The organism is Microterricola viridarii, assembly GCF_900104895.1.
In the GTDB taxonomy this organism is placed as follows: Bacteria; Actinomycetota; Actinomycetes; order Actinomycetales; family Microbacteriaceae; genus Microterricola; species Microterricola viridarii.
In genome coordinates, this window is sequence record NZ_LT629742.1 from 2521102 (window position 1) to 2547363 (window position 26262).

The 26262-nt window shown below is 70.5% G+C and carries 22 protein-coding genes; 7 read left to right on the forward strand and 15 right to left on the reverse strand.

Features of this window, described 5'->3' with window-relative positions:
- Positions 1 to 4 precede the first annotated feature (4 nt).
- A complete protein-coding gene (locus BLT62_RS11560; protein ID WP_083364193.1) occupies positions 5 to 652 on the reverse strand; it encodes a DUF1990 family protein in 648 nt (215 codons plus the stop codon).
- Between the two features lie 423 nt (positions 653 to 1075).
- On the reverse strand, positions 1076 to 2926 hold the full coding sequence (lepA, locus tag BLT62_RS11565) for a translation elongation factor 4 (RefSeq protein ID WP_083364194.1): 1851 nt from the start codon (positions 2924 to 2926) through the stop codon (positions 1076 to 1078).
- 107 nt (positions 2927 to 3033) lie between these two features.
- Here lepA and BLT62_RS11570 point away from each other — a divergent pair, with 107 nt between their 5' ends.
- The 4 genes from BLT62_RS11570 to rpsT all read left to right on the forward strand — a co-directional run bounded on the left by BLT62_RS11570 (position 3034) and on the right by rpsT (position 6095).
- Positions 3034 to 4320, forward strand: coding sequence for a sensor histidine kinase (locus BLT62_RS11570; protein WP_083364195.1), 1287 nt, complete (start codon positions 3034 to 3036; stop codon positions 4318 to 4320).
- Positions 4317 to 4961, forward strand: coding sequence for a response regulator (locus BLT62_RS11575; protein ID WP_083364196.1), 645 nt, complete (start codon positions 4317 to 4319; stop codon positions 4959 to 4961). Before BLT62_RS11570 ends, BLT62_RS11575 begins: the two co-directional genes overlap by 4 nt.
- Positions 4958 to 5713 carry an alpha/beta fold hydrolase gene (locus BLT62_RS11580; protein ID WP_172829696.1) on the forward strand — a complete coding sequence of 252 codons (756 nt, stop codon included), beginning with the start codon at positions 4958 to 4960 and terminating at the stop codon, positions 5711 to 5713. The genes BLT62_RS11575 and BLT62_RS11580 overlap by 4 nt, the downstream gene beginning before the upstream one ends.
- Positions 5714 to 5834: 121 nt before the next feature.
- Positions 5835 to 6095 carry a 30S ribosomal protein S20 gene (gene rpsT, locus BLT62_RS11585; RefSeq protein WP_067227368.1) on the forward strand — a complete coding sequence of 87 codons (261 nt, stop codon included), beginning with the start codon at positions 5835 to 5837 and terminating at the stop codon, positions 6093 to 6095.
- 242 nt (positions 6096 to 6337) lie between these two features.
- Here rpsT and holA read toward each other — a convergent pair whose 3' ends face one another.
- From holA to BLT62_RS11630, 9 genes are all read right to left on the reverse strand, one after another.
- Complete coding sequence (holA, locus tag BLT62_RS11590) at positions 6338 to 7351, reverse strand: DNA polymerase III subunit delta (RefSeq protein WP_083364197.1); 1014 nt, start codon at positions 7349 to 7351, stop codon at positions 6338 to 6340.
- Positions 7352 to 7377: 26 nt separating this feature from the next.
- Positions 7378 to 9744, reverse strand: a complete 2367-nt coding sequence (locus BLT62_RS11595) for a ComEC/Rec2 family competence protein (protein WP_083364198.1) — start codon at positions 9742 to 9744, stop codon at positions 7378 to 7380.
- The gene (locus BLT62_RS11600) at positions 9741 to 10451 is read right to left on the reverse strand and encodes a ComEA family DNA-binding protein (RefSeq protein WP_083364199.1); all 711 of its coding nucleotides are present in this window, start codon (positions 10449 to 10451) and stop codon (positions 9741 to 9743) included. The genes BLT62_RS11595 and BLT62_RS11600 overlap by 4 nt, the downstream gene beginning before the upstream one ends.
- A 119-nt stretch (positions 10452 to 10570) precedes the next feature.
- Complete coding sequence (gene leuS, locus BLT62_RS11605; protein ID WP_083364200.1) at positions 10571 to 13102, reverse strand: leucine--tRNA ligase; 2532 nt, start codon at positions 13100 to 13102, stop codon at positions 10571 to 10573.
- A gap of 138 nt (positions 13103 to 13240) precedes the next feature.
- The gene (locus BLT62_RS11610; protein WP_067227373.1) at positions 13241 to 13432 is read right to left on the reverse strand and encodes a helix-turn-helix transcriptional regulator; all 192 of its coding nucleotides are present in this window, start codon (positions 13430 to 13432) and stop codon (positions 13241 to 13243) included.
- Positions 13429 to 13827, reverse strand: coding sequence for a hypothetical protein (locus tag BLT62_RS11615; protein ID WP_083364201.1), 399 nt, complete (start codon positions 13825 to 13827; stop codon positions 13429 to 13431). The genes BLT62_RS11610 and BLT62_RS11615 overlap by 4 nt, the downstream gene beginning before the upstream one ends.
- Before the next feature lie 68 nt (positions 13828 to 13895).
- Positions 13896 to 15170 (reverse strand): low temperature requirement protein A, encoded by a 1275-nt coding sequence (locus tag BLT62_RS11620; RefSeq protein ID WP_197675132.1) that lies wholly within the window; start codon positions 15168 to 15170, stop codon positions 13896 to 13898.
- A 188-nt stretch (positions 15171 to 15358) separates the two neighbouring features.
- Positions 15359 to 16777, reverse strand: coding sequence for an HNH endonuclease signature motif containing protein (locus tag BLT62_RS11625; RefSeq protein WP_083364203.1), 1419 nt, complete (start codon positions 16775 to 16777; stop codon positions 15359 to 15361).
- A gap of 203 nt (positions 16778 to 16980) precedes the next feature.
- Positions 16981 to 18417 carry an anthranilate synthase component I family protein gene (locus BLT62_RS11630; RefSeq protein ID WP_231919129.1) on the reverse strand — a complete coding sequence of 479 codons (1437 nt, stop codon included), beginning with the start codon at positions 18415 to 18417 and terminating at the stop codon, positions 16981 to 16983.
- 94 nt (positions 18418 to 18511) lie between these two features.
- On the opposite strand from BLT62_RS11630, the gene BLT62_RS11635 reads away from it, so the two are divergent.
- Entirely contained in the window at positions 18512 to 18835 is a 324-nt protein-coding gene (locus tag BLT62_RS11635) for an SdpI family protein (protein WP_156786333.1), read from the forward strand.
- A 27-nt stretch (positions 18836 to 18862) separates the two neighbouring features.
- On the opposite strand, the gene cydC is transcribed toward BLT62_RS11635, so the two are convergent.
- Genes cydC through BLT62_RS11655 form a run of 4 tightly spaced genes read right to left on the reverse strand, consistent with a single transcriptional unit; the run spans position 18863 to position 24772 of the window.
- Entirely contained in the window at positions 18863 to 20650 is a 1788-nt protein-coding gene (cydC, locus tag BLT62_RS11640; protein WP_083364206.1) for a thiol reductant ABC exporter subunit CydC, read from the reverse strand.
- Between the two features lie 13 nt (positions 20651 to 20663).
- Positions 20664 to 22328, reverse strand: coding sequence for a thiol reductant ABC exporter subunit CydD (gene cydD / locus BLT62_RS11645; protein WP_231919130.1), 1665 nt, complete (start codon positions 22326 to 22328; stop codon positions 20664 to 20666).
- Positions 22325 to 23350 carry a cytochrome d ubiquinol oxidase subunit II gene (gene cydB / locus BLT62_RS11650; RefSeq protein WP_083364207.1) on the reverse strand — a complete coding sequence of 342 codons (1026 nt, stop codon included), beginning with the start codon at positions 23348 to 23350 and terminating at the stop codon, positions 22325 to 22327. The genes cydD and cydB overlap by 4 nt, the downstream gene beginning before the upstream one ends.
- Before the next feature lie 9 nt (positions 23351 to 23359).
- Positions 23360 to 24772 (reverse strand): cytochrome ubiquinol oxidase subunit I, encoded by a 1413-nt coding sequence (locus tag BLT62_RS11655; protein WP_083364208.1) that lies wholly within the window; start codon positions 24770 to 24772, stop codon positions 23360 to 23362.
- 94 nt (positions 24773 to 24866) lie between these two features.
- Here BLT62_RS11655 and BLT62_RS11660 point away from each other — a divergent pair, with 94 nt between their 5' ends.
- Both BLT62_RS11660 and BLT62_RS11665 read left to right on the forward strand, forming a co-directional pair.
- Positions 24867 to 25244: a BlaI/MecI/CopY family transcriptional regulator gene (locus BLT62_RS11660; protein WP_083364209.1), complete on the forward strand. Its 378-nt coding sequence runs from the start codon at positions 24867 to 24869 to the stop codon at positions 25242 to 25244.
- 14 nt (positions 25245 to 25258) lie between these two features.
- Positions 25259 to 26236 carry a M56 family metallopeptidase gene (locus BLT62_RS11665; protein WP_083364210.1) on the forward strand — a complete coding sequence of 326 codons (978 nt, stop codon included), beginning with the start codon at positions 25259 to 25261 and terminating at the stop codon, positions 26234 to 26236.
- Positions 26237 to 26262: the final 26 nt, after the last annotated feature.

Consider the following 26262-nt stretch of genomic DNA (forward strand, 5'->3'; position numbering starts at 1 on the left):
TGGGCTACGCGGATGCCGCGGGGTGCAGGGCCCGCAGGTAGCGACGGGTGTACGAGCGCTCCTGCAGGCGCATCAGCGGCCGCACGAGCTTCCACCGCGCTGAGCTGGGCTGCGAGAAGCTGCGGATCACCAGCCAGACGGAGTCGTCGTCGCGGTGCTCGACCACGAACAGGATCTCGCCGCTCTCCGGGTGCCCGGGCATGGTGCCGTAGGCGAAGCCGACCTGAGCGGGCTCGTCGATGACCAGCACGACGCGCACCGGTGCGGTGACCGTCATCCGCCACGCGGTGATGTGCAGCATCGCGGTCATCCCGGCGGTGATGTACGGGGTGCCGTCGGGGCCGAAGCGCTCCTCGCTCTGGCGCTGCGGCTGCTCAGCGAGCGGCGCACCCTCTGCGTCGAACATCAGGCCCTGGTAGCGCTCGCCCGTGCCCTGCTGGGTGTCGGTCACCTCGATGCCGCTGCCGCGCTGCACGCCCCACGTCATCAGGCTGGCGGATGCCGTCGCGAAGCGCTCGGCGCCGCTGCCGAGCTGCGTGCTGTGCTCGGCCGGGCGGTAGCCGGCTGGCGGGTAGCTCATCAGATCGGGCGCCATGGTTCCACCGATCGCGCCATAGCTGACCGGCTGGTCGGTGAATGTGGAACGACGCACGCGTGAACACTTCTTTCTCGAAAACCCCTCATACAGAGTAGGCGACGATTCTGGCAGCGGGCTCCCCCGCGCGGCGCCAAAGGGGCAGCGCAGCCCCCGAAGCCAACCGGACACGGCCGCCCCGCCATCCGCTGCCCCGACCAGTGGGGACCGCGCGCAGCGTGTTGGCTTCGGTCGCTGGCGCTCCCTCGAGCCAACGGGCGGCGACCCGATACGGTGGAAGGACGCGCCCGGCACGCCGGGCAACTGAACCAAGGAGCACCCATGGAAATCGTCACCGTCGTCGTCGCAGTCGCTGCCCTCATCGTCTCGATCGTTGCCCTCGTCACGACGTTGAGGACGACGCGCCGCTAGCGTGCACACGCGAAAACGCCCCCGGCCACGGCCGGGGGCGTTTTCGTGTTCTCCGCGATCAGCGGGGAGCTACTTCTTGTCCTTCTTCTCGACGTCGCCCGTGAGCGCTGCGACGAACGCCTCCTGGGGAACCTCGACGCGGCCGACCATCTTCATGCGCTTCTTGCCCTCCTTCTGCTTCTCGAGGAGCTTGCGCTTGCGGCTGATGTCACCGCCGTAGCACTTGGCGAGAACGTCCTTGCGGATCGCGCGGATCGACTCGCGGGCGATGATGCGGGCGCCGATGGCGGCCTGGATCGGAACCTCGAACTGCTGGCGCGGGATCAGCTCGCGCAGGCGCGTGGTCATCAGCACGCCGTAGGCGTAGGCCTTGTCGCGGTGCACGATCGCGCTGAACGCGTCCACCTGCTCGCCCTGCAGCAGGATGTCGACCTTGACCAGGTCGGCGGTCTGCTCGCCGGCTGGCTCGTAGTCGAGCGAGGCGTAGCCGGCGGTCTTCGACTTGAGGTTGTCGAAGAAGTCGAAGACGATCTCGCCGAGCGGCATCGTGTAGCGGATCTCGACGCGGTCCTCACCGAGGTAGTCCATGCCGAGCAGCACGCCACGGCGGCTCTGGCAGAGCTCCATGATGACGCCGACATAGTCCTTGGGGGCGAGGATCGCCGCCTTGACGACGGGCTCGCTCACGGCCGAGATCTTGCCGGCCGGGAACTCGCTCGGGTTCGTGACGGTGACGGTCTTCTTGTCCTCGGTGGTGACCTCGTAGATCACGGACGGGGCCGTGGCGATGAGGTCGAGGCCGAACTCGCGCTCGAGGCGCTCGGTGATGATCTCGAGGTGCAGCAGGCCGAGGAAGCCACAGCGGAAGCCGAAGCCGAGGGCGACGGAGGCCTCGGGCTCGTAGACGAGCGCGGCATCCGAGAGCTTCAGCTTGTCGAGGGCCTCGCGGAGGATCGGGTAGTCGGAGCCGTCGATCGGGTACAGGCCGGAGAAGACCATCGGCAGCGGCTCGGTGTAACCGGGCAGCGCCTCGGTGGCGGGCTTCGCCGCCGTCGTGACGGTGTCGCCGACCTTGGACTGGCGCACGTCTTTCACGCCGGTGATCAGGTAGCCGACCTCACCGACGGCGAGGCCCTTGCTCGGGGTCGGCTCCGGCGAGCTGACGCCGATCTCGAGGATCTCGTGGGTGGCGCGGGTCGACATCATCTGGATGCGCTCGCGCGGCTTCAGCTGGCCGTCGATCATGCGCACGTAGGTGACGACGCCGCGGTAGCTGTCGTAGACGGAGTCGAAGATCATGGCGCGGGCTGGGGCGTTCGGGTCGCCCTGCGGCGCGGGGATGCGCTCGGTGACCCGGTCGAGGAGGTCCTCGACGCCGAGGCCGGTCTTCCCGGAGACCCGCAGCACGTCGTCGGGGTCGCCGCCGATGAGGCTGGCGAGCTCCTTCGCGTACTTGTCCGGGTCGGCCGCGGGGAGGTCGATCTTGTTGAGCACCGGGATGATCGTCAGGTCGTTCTCGAGGGCGAGGTAGAGGTTCGCGAGCGTCTGGGCCTCGATGCCCTGCGCGGCGTCGACGAGCAGCACGGCGCCCTCACAGGCGGCGAGCGACCGGGAGACCTCGTAGCTGAAGTCGACGTGGCCGGGAGTGTCGATCATGTTCAGCGCGTAGCTCTGCGTGCCGAGTGCCCACGGCATCCGCACGGCCTGGCTCTTGATGGTGATGCCGCGCTCGCGCTCGATGTCCATGCGGTCGAGGTACTGGGCGCGCATGTCTCGGTCGCTGACCACCCCCGTCATCTGCAGCATGCGGTCGGCAAGGGTCGACTTGCCGTGGTCGATGTGCGCAATGATGCAAAAATTGCGGATGAACGCGGGGTCTGTGGACGCGGGCTCGAGGGCCATCAAAGCTCGTGGTGACATTGTGTGGCCATTCTCCCATGTCCGGCGCCGTTCGGTGGACTCCTTGTAAATTGTGTGGATCTTTCGACGGATGCCGCGACTCCGGCACCCTGACTAGGCTGGCGCCGATGACAAGCACCACGCAGCAGAACCCGTCGACCGACGAGAGCGCGCCGAGCGCCGCCCACTCGGCGCTGACCCCCGTGTTCGTGGCCATGCAGTTCAGCCTGCATGCCTTGATGATCGGCCTCACCGCCTTCGTCGCCGTGCGCGCCATGCTCGGCACCTGGCCGATGCCCCGGCTGGTCATCGGCCTGTGCGTGCTGCTGCTCGTCGTCTACGCGCTCGGCCTCTTCTTCGCCCGGCACGCGATGCCGCGCTGGGTGCAGGCGGTCTGGTTCGCCGCGCTCGTGCTCGTCTGGCTGGTTCTGACACTGCTCGCCTCGGAGGCGGCCTACATCGTCTTCGCGTTGTTCTTCATCGCGCTGCACCTGTTCCCGCCGCGCTGGAGCGTGCCCATCGTGGCGGTGACGATGCTGATGTCGATCTTCGTGCTCGGCATGGACCTCGGCTGGAGCCCGACCATCTTCATCGGCCCGTTCATCGGCGCGGCCGCCGCCGTCGTGCTCGGCCTCGCCTACCGGGCGCTCTACCGGGAGTCGGCGGAGCGCAAGATGCTCATCGACGACCTGCTCGCAACCAGGGAGCGCCTGGCGGCGACCGCGCGGGAGGCGGGCACCCTCGCCGAGCGGCAGCGCCTGGCCGGGGAGATCCACGACACCGTCGCCCAGGGCCTGTCCAGCATCCAGCTGCTGCTGCACGCCGCGGAGCGCGGCATCACCGACCCGGACGCGCTCGAGCACGTTCAGCAGGCGCGCCACACCGCGGCGGACGGCTTGGCCGAGACCCGCCGGTTCATCCGCGAGCTGCGCGCCCCCGCACTGGACGAGCAGTCCCTGCCGGCCGCCCTGGAGCGGCTCGCCGCCTCGATCAGCGCCCAATCGGCATCCACCCGCCCGGATTCGCCGACGCTCGTCAGCTTCCAGCTCAGCGGCGAGCCGCGGGAGCTGCCCATGGTGCACGAGACGACGCTGTTGCGCATCGCGCAGGGCTCGCTGGCCAATGTGCTGCAGCACTCCGAGGCCCAGCGCGCCGCGGTGACGCTGAGCTTCATGGACGACGAGCTCACCCTCGACATCGTCGACGACGGCGTCGGCTTTGAGCCGGATGCCGCCCGCACGGCGGCACACCTCGGCGAGTCGTTCGGGCTCGCCACCATCCAGCAGCGCGTCGAACGGCTCGGCGGGCGGCTGAGCGTCGAGACGGCCCCCGGATCCGGAACGGCGATCGCCGTCTCGCTGCCCCTCGAAGCCGCCCAGCCCGCCCCCGCCGCGAACAAGGAGGTCACCCCATGATCAGGATGCTGCTCGCCGACGATCACCCGGTCGTGCGTGCCGGACTCCGGGCGTTGTTCTCCTCCGAGGACGACATTCTGGTGCTCGCCGAGGCGGCGACCGCCGAGCGCGCCGTCGAGCTTTGCGCCGAGCACGAGTTCGACATCGTGCTGATGGACCTCCAGTTCGGCTCCTCCGGCGCCGAAGGCAGCATGCAGGGCGCCGATGCCACCCGGCAGATCCGGGCCGTGGCCGGGGCCCCGCGCGTGCTCGTGCTCACCAACTACGACACCGACGCCGACATCCTCGGCGCCGTCGAGGCCGGGGCCAGCGGCTACCTGCTGAAGGACGCCCCGCCGACCGAGCTGATAGCCGCCGTGCGCCTCGCCGCGGCCGGCGAGAGCGCCATCTCCCCCGCCATCGAGATGCTGATGCAGAGCCGGGCGGATGCCGTAGGTTCCCCGCTCACCCTGCGCGAGGCGGAGGTGCTCGGGCTCGTCGCCGAGGGGCAGAGCAACCGCGACATCGGCAAGGCGCTCTTCCTCAGCGAGGCGACGGTCAAGTCGCACCTCGTGCACATCTTCACGAAGCTCGGGGTCTCCTCGCGCACCGCCGCCGTCGCGGCCGCCCAGGCCTCCGGCTTGATCCGCAGCCGGTCATGAGCGCGCCACTGCCCGTGCTGCTGGTGCACGGCATCCGCACCTCCGCCAGCATGTGGCGGGTGCAGTTGGAGGACCTCGCCGCCGACGGCCGGCCGGCGCTCGCCATCGACCTTCCCGGCCACGGCGCGCGCATCGGCGAGCCGTTCACGGTGGAGGCCGCGCTGGAGGCGATCGACGCCGGGGTGCAGCGGCTCGGAGGGCGGGTGCTGCTGGTCGGGCTCTCGCTCGGCGGCTACTTCTCGATCGAGTACGCGGCGCGGCATCCGCAGGGCGTCGCCGGGCTGATCGCCGCCAGCTGCTCCACCCTGCCGCGCGGGCCCGGCCTCGCCGGCTACCGCGCCCTGGCCGGCGCGATCAGGCGCCTGCCCGACAAGGGGCTGGCCCTGAACAACGGCATGGCCCGGATGGCGGTCGGCCGGCAGGCGGCCGCCGACCTCGGCGCCGGCGGCATCGCCCTGGACGTGATGGATGCCGGGCTGCGCGCCGCCGGGTCGCTCGACCCGCTGGCCGGGCTCGCCGCCTACCCCGGCCCGGTCTGGATCGTGAACGGCAGCCTCGACCACTTCCGGCTCGACGAGGCCCGCTTCGTGCGGGCGAACCCACGCACCGAGCACGTGCTGATCCCCCGGGCCACACACCTCGCCAGCCTCGTGCGACCCCGCGAGTTCACGGCGATCCTGCGCCGCGTCGCCGCCGCCGTGGACACCGAACCGGGCGGCGAGATCCGGACGATTGTCGACCCGGCCGAATAACTGGTAAAGTTTCCTGTTGGCTTCCGTGTGTATCCCACCACTTCACACGATTGCCGCGAGACGCCCCTCTACCGTCAAGCGGCACAATCCGAATACACATCTAAGCAAGGACGTACTGAACGTGGCAAACATCAAGTCGCAGATCAAGCGCATCGGCACCAACAAGAAGGCCCAGGAGCGCAACAAGGCCGTCAAGAGCCAGGTCAAGACCGCAATCCGCGCGACCCGCACCGCGATCGCCGGCGGCGACAAGGCTGTTGCCGAGTCGGCCCTGCGCACCGCAGGCAAGACACTCGACAAGGCTGTAAGCAAGGGTGTTCTGCACAAGAACCAGGCTGCGAACCGCAAGTCGGCCATCGCCAAGCAGGTTGCAGCTCTCTAAGCTTCACATTCTGTTTCAGAACGGGCCCCGTCTTCGGACGGGGCCCGTTCTGTGTGTGCGGGGCGAGTTCGCCGCAGCCCGCGGCCCGCGGCATCCGGCATCCGGCATCCGGCATCCAACCGGCTCGCGGCCCTCGAAATGTCTCGCGGCCCTCGTTATGTCGGGGGCCGCGAGACATTTCGAGGGCCGCGAGCCGAATGTGCGTTCGCGAGGGCCGCGAGCCGGGTGCCCGTTCGCGCGGGCTAGAGCCGGCCGCGGGCGGCGATGACGCCGATCAGCCGCTCGATCGCGTAGACGGGGTCGCGCGAGGCGCCCTTGACGCCGGCGTCGGCCTCGGCGAGGGCCTCGATGGCGCGGGCCAGGCCGTCCTCGTTCCAGCCGGCCAGGTCTTTGCGGGCGCGGTTGAGCATCCAGGGCGCCATGCCGAGCTCGGCGGCGCTGGCGCGATTGCCGGCGACCTTGGCCATGGTGCGCACCTTCATCGCGAAGGCGGCGACGATCGGTACCGGGTCGGCGCCGGAGTCGAGCGCGTGGCGCAGCGAGACGAGGGCGTCGCCGCGGCGGCCGGCGAGGGCGGCATCCGCGACCTTGAAGGCGTTGCTCTCGACGCGCCCGCCGTAGTAGCGCTCGACGGTCGATTCGTTGATCTCGTTCGAGGTGTCGTCCATGAGCTGCTGGCAGGCGGATGCCAGCTCGGCGAGGTCGTCGCTGAATGCGCCGACCAGGGCGCGCAGCGCACCCGGGGTGATCCGGCGCGCGCCGGCCTTGAACTCGTTGACCGCGAAGTCGTACTTCTCTGCGTCCTTCTTGAGCTCGGCGCAGACGACCTCGATGCCGCCGCCGAGGCCGCCGCGCAGCGCGTCGAGCAGCTTCTTGCCGCGCACGCCGCCGTTGTGGCGCAGCACCAGGTAGGTGTTCTCGGCCGGGTCCTCGAGGTAGGACAGGGTCTCGGTGATGAAGGCGTCGGTGCACTTCTCGACGGAGTTGACGCGGATGAAGCGCGGTTCCATGAACAGCGAGGGGCTCGCCACGGTGAGCAGCTCCCCCGCCGCGTAGCTGTCGGCGTCGAGGTCGACGACCTCCATGCTCGGGTCTTCGCCCTTGAGGAAGTCTCGCAGCCGGCGGATCGCTCGGTCGGCGAGGAAGCCCTCGGTGCCGGAGACCAACACGACCGGGGCGGGTCGAACCTGGTTCCATGCGAGCTGCGGAATGGCCACGGTGCTCTTGCCTCGTGCCTGTGTCGTGCGAGTAGCCACGCGCCTCCCTCTCTTCAGCTTCAAGGTTAGTCGCCACGGCGCGCGCTCCACACCCGCAGCGCGTCCACGCCGCCGGCCGGGCGAGGCGCCACCAACACCAGGCCGTGCAGATCGCTGCGGAACGCCCGCGTGCCGCTCCCCTCCAACATCTCGAGCAGGGCGGATGTCGGGTGCCCGTAGCCGTTGTCGGCGCCGACCCCGATCAGTCCGACGCGGGCAGTGAGCGTCCGATACAGCGCCGGGTCCTGGTCGGAGGAGCCGTGGTGCGCAACCTTGACGACATCCACCCGGCCGAGAGGCTCCAGGCGCTGCAGTGCCGCCTCCGACTCGGCGCCGAGGTCGCCGAGGAAGAGCGAGCGGATGCCGGCGCCCTCGACGGCCAAAACGACACTGCCCGGGTTGCCGGTGCTGAGCGGGCCGTCATCCGTGGCCGGCCAGAGCACCCGCCACTCCAGTTTCCCGAGAGTGCCGTGTTGGCCGCGGATCGCCACTCGCATGGGCACCCCGTCTTGCTGCAGCGGGGCGAGCAGGCGCTCGTCGCGGGGGCCGCTCGACGGCCCCACGAGCGCGGTGTCGACCATGCCGGTGAGCGCGTCGAGGCCGCCGACGTGGTCGAGGTCGTAGTGGGTGAGCACGAGCAGGTCGATGCGGTCTATCCCGAGGCTGTCGAGGCAGGCGCCGAGCGGGGCCGGCTCCGGGCCGGTGTCGATGAGCGCGGTCTGTCCGCCGTCACGGAGGAGCACCGCATCGCCCTGGCCGACGTCGCAGAGCGCGATCTGCCAGTCGGCCGGGCGGCTCCAGTCGCGCACCACGCCGGTACCGAGCAGCGCCCCGCCGTACGCGCCGACCCCGGCGACAAGTGCGGCCGCGGCGAGCGTCGCAGGAACGGTGCGCATTCGTCGCCGGCGGCCGGAGCCGCGCAGCAGCAGCCAGAGCGCGAGGGCACTGGCACCGGCCAGCAGCAGAGCGCCGAGCAGGCCGTCCAGCCAGGGGGTGCGGGCTCCGGGGAGCCCCGCGACCGTGTGCGCGACGCCCGCGATCCAGGCCGCGGGCAGCCAGGCGATCTGGATGACGGCGAAGCCGAGCGAGGGCAGCCAGGGCAACAGCAGGCAGCCGATGAGCCCGAGCAGGGTGGCCGCGGGCGCCGCCGGCCCGGCCAGGAGGTTGGCCGGCACCCCGAGCAGCGACACCGTCGGTGTCAGCAGGATGAGCACAGGTTGGCAGGCCAGTTGGGCGGCGAGCGGGAGGGCCAGTGCGAGGGCAAGCGTGCGCGGCATCCACCGTCCGAGTGCAGTTGCCAGCGGTGCGGTCAGCAGCAGCAGCCCGGCGGTCGCCGACGCGGAGAGCGCGAAGCCGAAGCTGGACGCCAACCACGGGTCGAGTGCGAGCAGCACGAGCGTGGCCAGGCCGAGGGCCGGCACCCCGCCGCCCGGTCGGCCGGACGCCAGCCCGATCAGCACGATCAATGCCATCAGGCCGGCCCGCAGCACGCTGGGCTCCGGCGTGACGAGCACCGTGAACGCCAGCAGTACCAGCAGGGCGAGGGCGACGCGCGCGGCGCGGCGGAGTCGCAGCGCTGCGCCCAGCAGCATGATCGCGGCGACCACGACAACACAGTTCGCGCCAGAAACAGCTGTGAGGTGACTGAGCGAGCTGGTCTTCATCGCCTGGTCGAGGTCCTCGTCGACCGCGCTGGTGTCGCCGATGGCGAGGCCGGGCAGCAGGCGACTGCCCTCCCCCGGTAGACGAGCCGCCGCCTCTCGGAATTCGGCACGCAGCTCGGCCGCCCACGCCAGGTACCAGGGCGGCGTCGCGTCGAGTGTGAGCGGCCCGGTGCCGTAGGCGCGGAAGGCGTCCGGCTCGCCGGTACCGTTCAGCACGAGGCGGGCGGTGAGCGACACCCGGGTGCCGATCTCGAGGGCGGCGGTTCCGGCGGGCGGCTCGGCGAACGCCCGCACCGGGACGGCAAGCCGGCTGATCGGCCCCGCGCGACTCTCCTGCGCCGACTCGACCCGCAGCGCGAAGCGCACGCGTGTGGCGTCCCCGAAGCCGAAGGCCGAGCTCTGTGCCTGCGGCATCGACAGCACCATGCCGCTGAGCGTGACGGGCCGGCCGCCTTCCGCGGCGGCGAGCAGCGTGACCGGTTGGCGCTGCGGGGCCTGCACGGCCGCCGCGGTGCTCACCAGCGCCGCCGCGCTCAGGCAGAGGGCGACGAGCGGCAGCCATCCGCCGTGCGGATTCCCGCTGCCGCGACGACCCAGCACGATCGCCGCCACCAGCGCCAGCACGGCGGCTGTCCACAGCGCGGGCGCGAACGGCCAGCCGGGCAGCCAGATCGCCAGCAGGGCGGCAGCCCAGGCGGCGAGAGCCGGCAACAGCGCCCGGGTCTTCACACCGTGACCTTGTCCTTCAGGCCGTCGAAGGTCTTCGCGCCGATCCCGGTGACGCTGCGAAGGTCCTCCACCGTGCCGAAGCCGCCGTTGGCCGCCCGCCAGTCAAGGATCCGCTGGGCGAGTGCCGGGCCGATCTGGGGCAGCGTCTCCAGCTCGGCCTGCGTGGCCGTGTTGAGGTTGATGAGCGGCAGCGCACCGGCGCCCGCAGCACCACCGGCTGTGCCCCCGGCACCACCGGGCGAGACCGCGGCCTGCGGCGGCGCCTCGCCGAGCCGAGGCACCCACAACTGTTCGCCGTCGCTGAGCGCGCGCGCCAGGTTGACGCCAGCAGGGTCGGCGTCGTCGGCGAAGCCGCCGGCCGCCGCGATGACGTCGACGACACGGGAACCGGCCGCCACCTGGTACAGGCCGGCATCCGCCACCGCGCCCCAGACGTGCACGTAGAGCGGCGCCTCCGCCACGTCGGGACCCCCACTGGCGTCGGGCGCATCGGGCGCACCGGCGCTCGGCGCGATGCTGCCCTCGCCCAGCGGAATCGTCTCATCGGCCCCGGCGGAGCCGAACGCCGACACGAGCACGGCGGCGACGAGCGCCACGAGGAACAAGACGATGGCTGCCCCGACGCCCAAGCGGGTGCGCGCCGACGACACCCGGGCGGACGGCGCCAGCTCGGCCGGCGGCCCCGGTTCGCCGGAAGAAGACTCCATTCCCGCAGCCTAGGAAGGCGGCGGCCGGCTCAAGCGGCCACGCCATCCGCTGTGCACAACAGCGGCGCCTCCCCCGCATGTGCAGGAGAGGCGCCGTCGACGGTGCGGAGAGGTGCGACCTAGCCGCGGATCGCGATGTTCACGAGCTTCGGCGCGCGCACGATGACCTTGACGATCTCGCCCTCGCCGATGGCCTTCTGCACGGCGTCGGATGCCATCGCCAGCGCCTCCAGCTCGGCATCGGTGATCTGCGGCGAGACCTCGAGGCGGTCGCGCACCTTGCCGTTGACCTGCACGATGGCGGTGACCGACTCGGCGACGAGCAGCGACTCGTCGGCGGTGCGCCACTGCACGAGGGCGACAGAGGGCTCGAAGCCGAGCTTCTCCCACATCTCCTCGGCCAGGTATGGCGCGAAGAGGTTGAGGGCGAGCGCGGTGGTCTCGGCGGCCTCGCGCACGGCGGGGTCGGCGGCGCCCGCGCCGGAGTCGATTGTCTTGCGGGTGGCGTTGACGAGCTCCATCAGGCGTGCGACGACGACGTTGAACTTGAACGCTTCGGTCAGGCCAGGCGCATCGGCCAGGAAGCGGTGCGTGACGCGGCGGAGCGCCGTGTCGCCCGTGGCGGGGTCGACGCCGGGCTCGCTCGTGACGTCGTTGGCGATACGCCAGGCGCGGGCCAGGAACTTCGCGGAGCCGACGGGCGAGACCTCTGCCCAGTCGATGTCGTCCTCCGGCGGGCCGGCGAACGCCATGGTCAGGCGCACGGCGTCAACGCCGTGCTTGTCGACCTCTTCGGTGAAGAAGACGATGTTGCCCTTGCTCTTGCTCATCTTGGCGCCGTCAAGGATGACCATGCCCTGGTTCAGCAGCGCCTTGAACGGCTCGGTGAACTTCAGGTAGCCGAGGTCGTGCAGCACCTTGGTGATGAAGCGCGCGTAGAGCAGGTGCAGGATCGCGTGCTCGACACCGCCGACGTACTGGTCGACGGGGGCCCACTTCTCGGCCTCCTTCGGGTCGAACGCCTGGGAGTCATCGTTCGGGTTGAGGAAGCGCAGGAAGTACCAGGAGCTGTCCACGAAGGTGTCCATGGTGTCGGCGTCCCGCTTGGCCGGGGTGCCGTCGACCGGGTTCGGCACGTTCACCCAGTCGGCTGCGCCGCCGAGCGGCGAGGTGCCCTTGGGCTTCAGGTCGAGGCCCGCGGCATCGGGCAGCAGAACCGGCAGCTGCTCGACCGGCACGGGGTGCTCGGTGCCGTCCTCGCCGTGGATGATCGGGATCGGGGTGCCCCAGTAGCGCTGGCGGGAGATCAGCCAGTCGCGCAGACGGTAGTTCTTGGTGGCGCGGCCGCGACCCTCTGCCTCGAGGATCTCGATGGCGCGCGGGACGGCCTCGGCCTTGCGCAGCCCATCGAGCGGGCCCGAGTTGATGAGGGTGCCGTCGCCGGCCAGTGCGACGCCGGTCTCGCTCGGGTCGTTGCTCGCGCCGTCTTCGTTGGTGTTCGGAACGTCGAGGACGACGCGCACGGGCAGGTCGAAGGTGCGTGCGAAGTCGAGGTCGCGCTGGTCGTGCGCGGGCACGGCCATGACGGCGCCGTGGCCGTAGTCGGCCAGCACGTAGTCGGCGGCCCAGATGGGCAGGCGCTCACCGTTGACCGGGTTGATGGCGTAGCGCTCGAGGAACACGCCGGTCTTCGGCCGGTCGGTCGCCTGGCGCTCGATCTCGCTGCTGTGGCCCACCTCGGTGAGGTAGTCGGCGAAGCGCTGCTGCACCGCGGCGCTGGTGCCCTCGACGAGCTCGGATGCCAGGGCGGCATCCGGGGCGACGACCATGAACGTGGCACCCCAGAGGGTGTCCGGGCGCGTGGTGAAGACGGGGACGCGCTCCTCGCGGCCCTCGATCTCGAACTCGACGTCGGCGCCGATGGAGCGGCCGATCCAGTTGCGCTGCATCTGCAGCACCTTGGACGGCCAGTGGCCCTCGAGCTGGTCGAGGTCATCCAGCAGCCGGTCGGCGTAGTCGGTGATCTTGAAGTACCACTGGGTGAGGCGCTTCTTCACGACCATGGCGCCGCTGCGCTCGGAGGTGCCGTCGGCCAACACCTGCTCGTTGGCGAGGACGGTCTGGTCCACCGGGTCCCAGTTGACCCAGCTCTCCTTGCGGTAGGCCAGGCCGGCCTTGTACAGCTCGAGGAACAGCCACTGGTTCCACTTGTAGTACTCGGGGTCGCTGGTGTGGATCTCGCGCTCCCAGTCGAAGCTGGCCGCGTAGAGCCGCATGCTCTTCTTCTGCTGCGCGATGTTGTCGTAGGTCCAGCCGCGCGGGTCGATGCCGCGCTTGATGGCGGCGTTCTCGGCGGGCAGGCCGAAGCTGTCCCAGCCGATCGGGTGCATCACGTTGAAGCCCTGCTGGCGCCAGTAGCGCGCGACGACGTCGCCGAGCGCGTACACCTCGGCGTGGCCCATGTGCAGGTCGCCGGAGGGGTAGGGGAACATGTCGAGCACGTACTTGCGGGGCCGCTCGTCGTCGGGATTGCTCGTGCTGAACGGCTGGAGCTCGTCCCAGATGGGCAGCCACTTCTTCTGGAGGGCGGAGAAGTCGTAGACCTCTTCGTCGTCGTGCCTGCTGCTCGCGGAATCCTGCTCGTGTGCCACGTGACTCTCATTCAATTGCGGATGCGGGTGAGGGAGCGCCTCGGCTCAGCGCCCGCGGCCCGGAACGGCCGCATATCCCAAAGCTCTAGCGTACTCAATTGCCGGGCCCGCCTCGAATGGGCTGGCCTGCCGAGCCGATCACTCAGGCGTGAAGATGGATTCGATCGTTGTGTCGAAGTGCTCTGCGATCTTGAAGGCGAGGGCGAGACTGGGTGCGTAGCGCCCCTTCTCGATGGAGATGATCGTCTGACGGGAGACACCGAGCAGCTTGCCGAGGTCGTCCTGCGAGATCCCACGAGCCTGTCGCAGAGCCAGCAGAGAGTTCTTCATGCGGCCCGATTGATGCCTCGGCGAAGGATCGCATACCGTGCCCAGAAGAGGCCGATGCTCACACAGAGCAAGCCGTACACGAGCAGGGCGGTTTCGAACTGCGCGGTGAGCACGAGGTAGAGCCCGAACGCCGCGGCGATGACCAGCCCGTCGACGAAGGACCCCGCTCTGGCCTGGATGGCAATCTGGTGCTCCACGCTGTCGACGTCGGCGGTGCGGTTCCTCTTCTCGTTGTGCTTGCGAACCCCGAGGCCCCCGACAGCACCGCCGAACACGATGATGGCGTAGAGGATCCTGGGGATCACCTCGTAGCCCGCGGGGAGAACATTGGCCAATGCCCAGACGGCGAGGAGCGCGGCCAGGGCCGCACCCACCAATGTGAACCACGCGCGCATACCACTCCTTGTGTAAATGAACCTTTACATTGAAGGTAGCGGCGCCCGCCGCGACTGTCAAGGCACCTTTACATCGCGGAAGTGGCATCGCCCGCAGCGCGCCCGATCGCGATACGCAGCGCGGCATCCCGATGACGGTGGCCGACGCTTTCATAGCCGACGACCGTGATCAGCGGGGCGCCCATCACGACGATCAGGCACCACGTCATCGGGACGCCGGCATCCGCCAGCCACACCGCGAGCAGGAGCGCACCCAGCCCGCCAAGAAGGAGCAGCGCGTGCAGCCAGTCGGCGACCCGCACCAGATAGGAGTACAGCGCGTAGATGAAGATGATGAACAGGCCGACCGGCAAGGCCAGGGCGAGCACAGTGCCGGTGGCGCCGAGCACGCTCTGCCCCTCGATGAAGCTGGCAGCCAAGTGCAGCCCGGTGCCGACGGCGACCAGTGCCGCGAAGATGAGCAGGTGGCCGTAGCCCCAGACAAAGGAGCGATCGCGCCTCACACTCAGAATCTCGGCGGACGGCAGGATGTAATACGTCCACCACAGCCCGAAGGTCAGGCCGATTCCGGCGACGGCGACGAGCACGGCATCCGGGCTCCAGCCCTGCCGATCCACAACGGCCGAGATCGACGCCACCGTGCCGATCACTCCCTCACCCAGGGTGATGATCACGAGCAGCGCGTAGCGCTCGACGATGTGCGCAACATGCCAGGGCGTTCCGCCCCTCATCCGCTCGGCGATCACCGGCCCGCTCATCTCGACCACGATGAGCACACTCCCCCAGATGAAGGTCTGCGCACCGGTCACCGGGGCGACCAGCAGCACCACCCAACCCGCTTGCGCGACAAGCAGCGTGACGACGTAGCTGAGGGCGGCCGGGCGGTGCACCGGGTCGGATGCCGCGGCGCGCAGCCATTGCGCGACCATGGCGATGCGCATCACGACGTAGCCCAACACCACGACTTCGTTGTCGATCGCGCCCTTCTGGTCGATGGAGGCGAACAGCTGCGGCAGGCCGAGGGCCAGGATGATGACGCCGACCATCTGCACCATCGTCGTCACCCGGTACGGCCAGTCGTCGGTGTCGAACGCGGAGGCGAACCACGAGAAGTTGATCCAGGCCCAGACGACAGCGAACATGGCGAAGCCGAAGCCGGCCAGGCCGCTGGCGAGATGCCCCTCGGCGATCAGGTGGGCGAACTGGTTGCCGGCCACGCCGAACGCGACAGCGAAGGTGAGGTCGAAGAGGAGTTCCAGCGGAGTGGAGGCGCGGTGCTCCTCGAACGGGTCGCGGCCGCGCATCGGGCGGATGCGGGGCTCGGGGGCCGGGGACTGACTCATGTGGGCCTCCCCCACGTTCACGGTGGGAGCAGTGTACGACTCACGCGGTGGCGCGCGCAGTATTGGGAGGCCGACGAGAGATGGGGAGGCCATTGTGGCCCGCTTGCGGCCTCCCAATGCCACGAATGCCTCCCAATCCGATTCTGCATGGGGGTCGAGGTTCCGCCTCCGGGATATTGGGGCGGCCCCTACTCGACCAGCACGGGCTGGCGCTCGCGCTGCTGTTCGAGGAGGTCGGCCAGCTGGGTGCGGGACCTCGTCGATCTTCGCCAGGGCGTCTCGGCCTCGCTGTGGCCGTTCCGCAGCCAGGGCGGGGGTTTCACGTCCGGGACGCCGTCGATCATCAGGATCCGCCAGCCGCTCGTCTCGATGGTGCGGTGGTGGTACCAGCAGAGGAGGACTCCGTTGCAGGTCTCGGTTTCGCCGCCGTCCCGGTACGCGATGACGTGGTGGATCTCCGACCAGGCGGCCGGGATGCTGCAGCCGGGGATGATGCAGCCGCCGTCCCGGAGGCTGATCGCCCGCCGCTGGGCGGCGTTGAACACCCGGTCGGTCGTGCTCAGGCTGACCAGGCGCCCGTCGTCGTCGATCAGCACATGCTGGAGGCCGCCCGCGCACACGAACTGCTCGACCGCCCGCAGGGAGATGGGCGCCTCGCAGCCCTCGACGAACCCGGAGCCGCTGCCGGCGGTCAGGTCGGCCTGCCGCACGGAGACCAGAACGGTCGGGGCGGCCCCGCCCATCGTCGGGGCGGCGGCGCTGCGGGCGGCGCCGTCGATCAGGCTCGCGAAGACGTCGTGCCGGGCCTGCGCGGTCGCGCGGGGGTCCTTCGGCTGGTCCGGGTCGGCGTCGGTGAAGGTGGGCTTCGAGCGCGGGCTCAGGTAGGCGTTCAGCAGCGTCTCGAACTTCGCGTCGACCTCGGGCAGCAACGCCATCCTGCGGTGCACGAGGCCGTCCCGGGTGAGGCCGCCGCTGATGCCGCGGGCGGCCATCGCGCGCTCCTCAATCGGTTCGGTGCCGTCCTCATCCAGCACGCTCTCCCAGACGCGGGCCTGCCCGCGGACCTCGTCGGCCGCGAACGGCAGCGCGGACTCGAGGGTGGGCCCGGTGGCGGCGGCGACGAGCGCGGTCTCGGCGAGCTCGACGTTGAGGTCGCCGACCCGGGCGCGGATCGGGTCGAGGGTGTCGACGATGGCCAGAGCGCTGTCGTAGCCGAGCGCGCCGGACCGGAGTGCGGCGGCGACCTGCTCGAAGCGGGCCGGCATCGTGACGCCGGTCAGGGCGACCCGGGCGCGGGTCGCCGCCCCGAGTCGCATTCGTTGGATGAGGGTGCGCTCGGACGTCAGGGTGACGCGGGCGAGGAGCTCGACGCCGTTGCGGCAGCCCTTCTTGGCCGAGAGGCGTTCCTCGCCGAGCTCCCGGCGGGAGCGGAACGCGACCTCCCCGGCGGCCCGGATGCGGAGCGCGTCGGCGAGCCGGCCGACGGCCTCGGCCGTCGCGGTGAGCTCGAGCAGGGCGTCGTCGCGCAGCATCCGCTCGTCGGATCCGGCGAGGGCGGCGGCGAGGAGGGAGCGTGCCTCTGCCAGCTGCCCCGCCGCGTTTTCCATGCTCCTATTCTACGCGGAATGCAAGCAATTCCCGAGAAAAATGCCTGATGTGGATAACTTTCCGAGGAGTGTCGGTGGGGTGCGGTAGCGTCGGAAGTGGCGCCGCATTCGGGCGGGAAACCGGGCTTCGGTCGCTCGTTCCTCACTCCCTCAGCCGACGTGGGGAGGGACAACGTGGAACGGGCCGGAGTGGGGACGAGCGCCTAGGCGCCGAGGACGGCGAGGAGGGCGGCGGCCTTGATCTGGGTCTCTTCGATCTCCTCGGCGGCGACGGAGAGCGCAGTGATACCGCCGCCGGTGCCGATGCTGGCGCCCGCGGCATCCAGCACGATGGAGCGGATCACCATCGCGAGGTCGACCGCGCCGTCGAGCCCGAAGTACCCGAAGGCGCCCGAGTAGATGCCGCGCGGGCCCTGCTCGAGGCCGTCGAGGATGCGCATGGCGCTGATCTTGGGCGCCCCGGTCATCGAGCCGGCCGGGAAGCTGGCCTCGACGGCATCCACGCCGCTGAGGCCGTCGGCGAGCTGCGACTCGATCGTGCTGACCAGCTGGTGCACGTGCGCGTAGCTCTCGACGGCGAGCAGCTTGGAGACGCCGACGGAGCCGAGCCGGCTGATCTTGCCGAGATCGTTGCGCATGAGGTCGACGATCATCAGGTTCTCGGCGCGCTCCTTGTCGCTCGACTCGAGCTCTGCACGCAGCTCGAGGTCACGGGCGAGCCCGCTGGCCCGGCGCCGCGTGCCCTTGATCGGCTTCGTGGTGACGTGCCCACCTGCGGTGACGGCGAGGAACTGCTCGGGGCTGGCCGAGAGCAGCGACACCTCGCCGAGCCGCAGCAGCCCGCCGTGGTGGGTCGGGCTGGACGCCCGCAGGCGCAGGTAGGCCTCGAGCGGCTCGGGGCGCACGTCGACCCTGATCTCGTTGGTGAGGCAGAGCTGGTAGGCGTCGCCGCGGTAGATCGCGGCCTGGCACTCGGCGATGAGCTCCGCATAACGGTCGGGCTTGTGCCGCCAGCGCGGTTCCGGTGCAGGGGTTGACGCCGCTGCGGCCTGCAGCGGGGCGGATGCCGCGGCAATCAGCGACTCGGTGATCTCCGCGCTCCACGCCTCCAGCGCGGCCGCATCCGCGGCCGCGTCGGCGGCGGTGTTGCCGCTGGCCCGCAGCTGCAGGGTGACGGTCTCGGTGGCATGGTCGAAGGCGAGGCAGCGGTCGATCTCGAGCAGCGCGGCATCCGGGGTCCTGGCCGGGTGCGCGGGAGTGCCGAGAACGGCGGCGCCCAGCTCGTAGCCGAGCCAGCCGACCCAGCCGAGGCGAAAGCCGGGCAGCTCGTGGGCGCTCTCGTGCGCGGCATTCGACATCGGCGCGCGCTGCCCGAGCTCGGCCCGGAGGAAGTCGAAGATGCCGCCCGGCCCGGTCGCCGAGTCGAGGGCGCCGTCGGCGTGGAGTGTGGAGACCGTCAGCGTGCCGGCCTGCACCGATGCGGTGACGACCCGCGCCCCAATGCCGGGGGCGCCCATGTAGCTGGTGCCGCTCTCGGCGCCGGCCCCGCCGTCCAACCAGAAGGCGTGCGGGGAGGAGCCGTACAGGGCCGCGAAGACACGGGCGGGTTCCAGCCAACCCGGCAGCTCTAGTTCGAGCACGGACGGGGAGGGCGAGCGAGTCACCCTCCTAGACTAGGGCGCGACGATCCGCGTCACGCGCCGCCCCTGCCCGGGGCGAGCGGGAGGGAGCAGCGTGTTGCTCAGCCTGATCGGCCTGCTGGCGGCCGCCTTCTCGATGCTCATCGCCGCACTCTGCGCCGCGGGTGTGATCCCACCGAACTCGATCCTCGGATTGCGCAGCACGGTCACACTGCGATCGGAGCGCGCGTGGCAGACCGCCCACCGGCACGCCCTCTGGCCGCTGGCCGTCACGACGGCCGTGGTGGCCGCGATTTGGCTGCTCTACCCGCTCGGCGTGCTCGGCGACAGGGCGGCCGGGGTCGTCGGCCTCGTCGTCCTCATCGCCGGGCTGCTCTGGGGATGGTCGCGCGGCGTCCGCGCGGCGCAGGCCCAGTAGCGGCCCGAGGTCACAAACCGTCCGAGCTCACAAGCCGCCAGTGCCCACAAGCCGCCCGGCGCTCAGCACGAGCTCCCGGTCGACCAGTTCGGCCGGCACCGTGTCGTGCGAGATGAGGATGACGCTGCGGGCCGAACCGGCATCCGCACTGCTCGTGGCCGACAGGATGTCGCGCATCAGCGCGTCCGCCTGCGCGGCGTCGACGTTGGCGGTCGGCTCGTCCACGACGAGCACCGGGAAGTCAGCGAGCAGCGCCCGGGCCAGGGCGATGCGCTGCGCCTGCCCACCGGAGACGAGCGCGCCGCGCTCCCCGAGCTCGGCGTCGAGGCCGCCGCGGCCGCCCGCCCACTCGGCCAGGCCCACGCGCTCCAACATGGCGGTCAGCTCCGCATCGGTCGCGTGCTCGCTCGCGAAGAGCAGGTTCTGCCGCAGCGAGGAGTCGAAGATCCACGGATTCTGCTCGCACAGGCCGATCGTGCGGCGGAGCTCCCCCGGCGGCATCGCCTTGGCCTCGCGTCCACCCAACGTGAAACCGCCCTCGTAGTCGAGGAAGCGCACCAGCACATTGGCCAGCGTGGTCTTGCCCGCGCCGCTCTCGCCGCGCACGAGCACTCGCTCGCCGGGTGCGACGGTGAGGCTGATGCCCTCGAGGGCGACACCGGGGGCGAGCGACGGATCGCCGCCGCCGAGGTCCGGCCAGCGGGCCGACAAGCCGTTGAGCACGATGGCCGGGGCCGCCGGGCGCGGCGCGTCGGACTCGGCTGCGGGCGCGACGGCGCTCTGGTCTCCGGATGCCGGCTCCACCGGGATCCCGCTCGGCACGGTCGCCGGGGCGATCCGGGCGACGCGCTCCGCGCTGGTGCGCACCTGGCGCCAGGCGCCGACGGCGAGCGGGACCATGCCGCACACCTCGAACACGGCCAGCGGCACGAGTGCGACGATGGCCAGCTGCGGCCCCTCGAGCACGGGGGCGCCGACGAGGATGGCGAGCAGCGTCGCGATGCCGGCGGCGAACGTCATGGCAGAGGCGGCGAGGCCGGCGCCGAGGGAGGCCCGCACGCCGTCGCGGCGGAGCGCGGCATCCGTGCGGTTCAGCTCCTCGAGCCGCTCGTCGACGGCGCCGAAGGCGAGCAGCACATCGAGGGAGCCGATGAAGTCGAGCAGCTGCTGCATGAGCGCGCCGCGGCCGGGCGCGAGGCGGCGCTCCGCCCGGGCGGCGATGGCAGCGTGCAGCAGGGTGCCGGCGGCGAAGGCGACGACGAGGCAGACGAGCAGGGTGAGTGCCGCCTGCGGCAGCACGATCCAGACGCCGGCGACGCTGAGCACGGCGATGACCCCGGAGACCAGCAGCGGTTGCACGACCCGCAGCGGCAGGTCTTGCAGGGCGTCGACGTCGCTGACCAGCCGGCTGAGCAGGTCGCCGCGCTTGGTGCGGGCGAGGCCGGCCGGGGCCAGCGGGATCAGCCGCTGGAACACGGCGACGCGCAGCTCGGCGAGCTGGCGGAAGGCGGCGTCGTGGCTGGCGAGCCGGTCGACGTAGCGGAAGGCGGCCCGGCCGAGGGCGAAGGCGCGCACGCCGACGACGGCGGCAGACAGGTAGGCGAGCTGCGGTTGTTCGGCGGCGCGGGCGATCAGCCAGGCCGAGCACGCCAGCAGGGCGACGGCCGAGATCGCGCTGAGCAGCGCGAAGAACAGGCCGGGCGCGAAGCGGCGCGGGCCGGGTTGGGCGTGCCGCAGCACGTCGCGGGCATCCGCCGTGGTGGCCTGGGCGGCGATCGGCGCGGCCGGCCCCAGCGAGGCGTTCTCAATCAACATGCACGGTCTCCAGTCAGAGAACCCGATCGGCGGCGGCCAGAACGGCCTCCCGATGGCTCACAACGATGACGATGGCTCCGGCGTCTGCTGCCGCGCGGAGCGAGCCGAGCAGGCGCGCCTCGGTCTCGGCGTCGAGGGCGGAGCTGGGCTCGTCCAGCAGCAGTACGGGCGTGCCGAGCTCCTGCCAACGGTAGAAGGCGCGGGCCAGGGCGACGCGCTGCGCCTGCCCGCCGGAGAGCCCGGCGCCGTTGACCCCGAGCTCGTGCTCGGGGTCGATGCCGGATGCCACGGCGAGGCGCATGCTGGCCTCGATCAGCCGCGCGCGCTCCGGGTTGCCCTCGGCCAACGCGCTGCCGAGGGCGATGTTGCCCGCGACGCTCCCGCTGCCGAGCCCCGGGTTCTGCCCGGCCCAGGCGATCTCGGTGCGGGTCAGCGGGCCGTCGCCGAGCGTGATCTCGCCCTCGGACGGCACGAAGCCCAGCAGGGCGGCGAGCAGGGTGGACTTGCCGGAGCCGCTCTGGCCGGCCAGCACGCTCAGCGTGCCGGGCTCGAACTCGGCGCTCAGGCCGTCGACGATGAGCCGGTCGCCGCGGTGCACGCTGACCGCATCGAGGCGCAGCGGCCCGCGGGCCCGGGCGCGAGCGTGGGCCGGTGCGGCCGCGGCGGCATCCGCCGGGATCGCGTCGGCGAGCTCGAGCACCTCGAAGACCTCGGCGGAGGCGGCCATGCCGTCGGCGGCGGCGTGGAACTGGGCGCCGACGTTGCGCACGGGGAGGAACACCTCGGGGGCGAGGATCAGCACGAACAGGCCGACGGCGAGCGTCAGCTGCCCGTCGAGCAGGCGCAGTCCGATGGTCACGGCGATGAGTGCGACCGAGAGGCTGCCGGCCAGCTCGAGCACGAACCCGCTCAGGAAGGAAAGGCGAAGCACCTTCATTGTTTCGGTGCGGTAACTATCCGTGACGGTGCGGATGCGGGCGAGCTGGCGGCGCTCTCGCCCGAAGATCTTGAGGGTGGCGAGCCCGCCGACGACGTCGAGGAAGCTGCCGCTCAGGCGCTGCAGGCTGTCCCACTGCTTGCGCTGCACGGCCTGCGTCGCCATGCCGATCAGCACCATGAACAGGGGAATAATCGGCAGGGCCAGCGCGACGATGAGCGCGCTCAGCCAGTCGTTGAGGAAGATGGCGAGCACCAGCAGCGGTGTGGCGATCGCCGTGAGGATCAACTGCGGAAGGTACTTCCCGAAGTAGCCGTCGAGGGCGTCGAGCCCGGGGCCGACGAGGGTCGCGGTCGCGGCGCTCCCCCGGCGCTGGGTCCAGGAGGGTCCGAGCCTGCGGATGCCGGCGAGCACGGCGACTCGCAGCTGGCTCTTCACCCGGGCGGCGCCGGCGGCGGACGCGGCATCCATCGCCCAGACGGTGAAGGCGCGCAGCAGCACCATCGCGGCCAGGGCGGCGAAGGAGCCGGAGAGCTCGGCGAGGCTCTGCCCGGCGATGGCGCCGGTGACCAGCACCGACACGAACCAGGCGAAGCCGATGATGGATGCCGTCTGGAGCAGGCCGAGCAGCCCGCCGAGGGCGAGGAAACCGCGCATCGCCCGCGCCCGCCGAAGCAGGCGCGGGTCGATGGGGGCGCGCGACGAGCGCGCGCCCCGTGTCTCGGTGTCGGTCTGACTCACGCCGCGGGTGCGGCGACGCCCGTGGCCGCCTCGATGGTGCGGCGGCTGACGCGCTTGCGGAACACCCAGTACGTCCAGCCCTGGTAGAGCAGGATCAGCGGCAGGAAGATCAAGGCCGTCCAGCTCATCACGGTGAGCGTGTACTCGGAGCTCGAGGCGTTGTCGATCGTCAGGCTGTTCGCCACGTCGGTGGTGGAGGGCATGACATTCGGGAACAGCGCCGTGAACAGCGAGAGCACCGCCAGGGCGATCGTCACGGCCATCAGGGTGAACGAGACACCCTCCGAGCCGCGCAGGTTGAATAGCCAGGCGCCGATCAGCGCGACGGCCGCGAGTGCGGCGAGCACCAGGTAGGCAACCTTGAACTCGGCGATGAACGCCGTCCAGACCAGGAAGGAGGCCGCGATCACGATCGTCACGACGCCGGCCTTCGTGGCGAGCTTGCGGGCCCGCTCCCGGATGTCGCCGTCCGTCTTGAGCGAGACGAAGATCGCACCGTGCGTGAAGAACAGCATCAGCGTGGTGAGGCCGCCGAGCAGCGCGTACGGGTTGAGCAGGTCGAACAGCGTGCCCGTGTAGTTGAAGTTCGCGTCGATGGCGACGCCCTGCACGATGTTCGCGAATGCGACACCCCAGAGCAGCGCCGGAACGACGGAGCCGACGATGATCATGCCGTCGAACCACTTCTTCCACCGCGACTCCGGCCGCTGGTGGCGGTACTCGAAGGAGACGCCGCGCGCGATCAGCGCCAGCAGGATGAGCAGCAGCGCCAGGTAGAAGCCGCTGAACAGGGTGGCGTACCACTCCGGGAAGGCCGCGAACAGGCAGGCGCCCGCCACGATCACCCAGGTCTCGTTGAGGTCCCAGACCGGGCCGATGGTGTTGATGAGCACGCGACGATCGAGGTCGTCCTTGCCGAGGAAGGGCAGCGTCATGCCGACGCCGAAGTCGAAGCCGTCCAGGATGAAGTAGCCGATGAAGAGACCGGCCACAATCCAGAACCAGAGAATGCTGAGATCCATGATTGTCTCCTAGTAGACCGTCGTAGACGGTTCGATGAGGCCGGTCTCCGGATGCGGTTCCGGGGCGTCTGCCGGGCCCTTCTGGGCCACCTTCTTGATGAGCTTGAATTCGACGACCGCGAGGATGCCGTAGATCAGCGTGAATGCGACGATCGAGATGAGCACCTCGAGTCCGGTGACCCCGGGCGAGACGCCGTCCTCCGTCTTCAGCAGGCTGAACACGAGCCAGGGCTGCCTGCCCATCTCGGCGAAGATCCAGCCGACGATCATGGCGGCGAGGGAGAGCGGGAAGGACCAGATCGCGGCCTTCCAGACCCACTTGTTCTTCGGCAGGCGACCGCCGCGGGTCAGCCAGAGGCCGACGATGGCGACGAAGACGTGCAGCATGCCGAGGCCGATCATCCAGCGGAACGCCCAGTAGGTGATCCAGATGATGGGGGCGTAGTCGCCGGGGCCGAAGGCCTCGGTGTACTGGGCCTGCAGGTCGTTGATGCCCTCGACGCAGCCGTCGAAGGTGTGCGTGGACAGCAGGGAGAGCAGGTAGGGCACGCGGATCGAGAACAGCTCGCTGGTGCCGTCGGGGGTGCCGAGGGTGAAGATGGAGAAGGAGGCCTGCGCGCCGCACACGGTTTGATACGTCGCCTCGGCCGCGGCCATCTTCATCGGCTGCGTTGCCACCATTGCCAGGCTGAGCTGGTCGCCGGTGAGCGTGGTCAGGAGGCCGGCGCCGATCATCGTCCAGAGCCCGAGCTTCAGCGCCGGGCGCATCGTCTCGAGGTGCTGGTTGCGGGCCAGGTGCCAGGCGGCGACCGTGATCACGAGGCCGGCGGCGACCATGAAGCTCGCGAAGATCGTGTGCGGGAACGCCGCCAACGCGACCGGGTTGGTCAGCAGCTCCCAGATGTTGACGAGCTCTGCCCGGCCCTTCTCCTCGTTCATCTGGTAGGCGACCGGGTTCTGCATGAACGAGTTCGCGGCAATGATGAAGTAAGCGGAGATGATGGAGCCGAACGCGGTGGCCCAGATCGTGAGCAGGTGGATCTTGCGCGGCAGCTTGTCCCAGCCGAAGATCCAGAGCCCGATGAAGGTGGCCTCGAAGAAGAAGGCCAGCAGGCCCTCGAGCGCCAGCGGGGCACCGAAGACGTCACCGACGAAGCGGGAGTAGTCCGACCAGTTCATGCCGAACTGGAACTCCTGCACGATGCCGGTGACGACACCCATCGCGAAGTTGATGAGGAAGATCTGGCCGAAGAACTTGGTCAGCTGGAGGTACTTCACGTGCCCTGTTCGGTACCACGCGGTCTGGAAGACCGCAGTGACCGTGACCATTCCGATGGTGATCGGTACGAACAAGAAGTGATAGATCGTGGTGAGGCCGAATTGCCAGCGCGCAAGCGCTAACGGGTCCAAGATCTCGTTCAACGGGGACTCCCCTCAAAGGAGTTCTACACTGCGTAGAACTCTCAACTTCTACAGAGCGTAGAACATTTTCAGCTTCAGCCGGTAATCTGGAGATATGAACACGCTCGGAGTCTTGGAAAGATCGATCATGAACGCCCTCTGGGACGCTCCTGAGGGTCTGTCCGCCCCCGAGCTGGGTGATCGTCTGCTCAACGCTAACGCTGAGTCGCCGCGGAAGGAACACGCAAAGACAACTCTTCTGACCGTGCTCTCGCGGTTGGAGGCGAAGGGCTTCGTGGCGCGCAGCCGCATCGAGCGCCCGCACCGCTACTTCGCCGTGAACTCCCGCGAGGAGCACACCGCGAATCTGATGCACCAGGTGCTCGAGCTCGCCCCGGACCGCGACGCCGCCCTGGCCCGCTTCGTCGGGCAGGTCAGCGCCAGCGAGGCCGACACGCTGCGTGCGCTGCTCGGCACGGCCGGCCCCGCCTAGCCGCCCACTCCCCTGTGCTGATCGCCTCCCTCGCGCTTGCCGCGCTGGCCGTTCTGCTCGCCTGGCCGGTGCCGCTCGCCCTCGCCTCCGCGCGCTGGCCGTCCCGCGCGCCCGGCATCGCCCTCGCCCTCTGGCAGGCCATCGCGCTCGGCGGCGGGCTGGCGATGATCGGCGCCCTGCTCAGCTTCGGCCTCGCCCCGCTGCAGGGTGACCTCGGCGGCATCCGCGCCCTGCTGGCCAGCCTGCGGATCGGCCCCATCCCGGCCGAGTTCGGGGTGCTCAACATCGTCGCGCTCGGCGGCGCCGTGCTGCTCGGGCTGCACCTGCTGCTGAACCTGATCAGCACCGCCGTGCAGACCGAGCGCAGCCGCCGGCGGCACCGGGCGGCCGTGGAGCTGCTCAGTTCCCCCCTGCCGGAGCAGCCGGGCACCCGGGTGCTGGACCACCCGACGCCGATCGCGTACTGCGTGCCGGGCGTGCACACCGTCACGGTGCTCTCCGGCGGCCTGATCGAGCTGCTTGAGCCCGCCGAGCTCGACGCCGTGCTCGCCCACGAGCGCACCCACCTCCGCCAGTTCCACCACCTCGTGCTGCTCGCCTTCCGGGCCTGGCACGCGGCCCTGCCCTGGTTCCCGATGGCGAACCGGGCCGAGAACGCGGTCGGCCTGCTGGTCGAGATGCTCGCCGACGACGACGCCAGGCACGAGGCAGACCCGCACACCCTGGCCCGCGCGATCGCGCTCGTCGGCACCTCGCAGCCGAGCGCCAGCGGCGAGCTCCGTGCGCGCGCAGAGCCGGTCCCCGCCCCTGCGCTGCCGACGGATGCCGCGCGCACCCCGCTCGGCCAGCGGGTGACCCGGCTGCTGCAGCCGGAGCCGCCGCTGCCGCCGCTGGCCCGTCTGCTCGCCCTGACCGCCGCGGCACTCACCGTCTCGATGCCCTCCGCCGTGCTGTTGGGCGTCGCGCTCGGGGTCGGGCCCGCGCTGGCCTGAGGATCGGCCGGAGTGCCGGCCGGAGA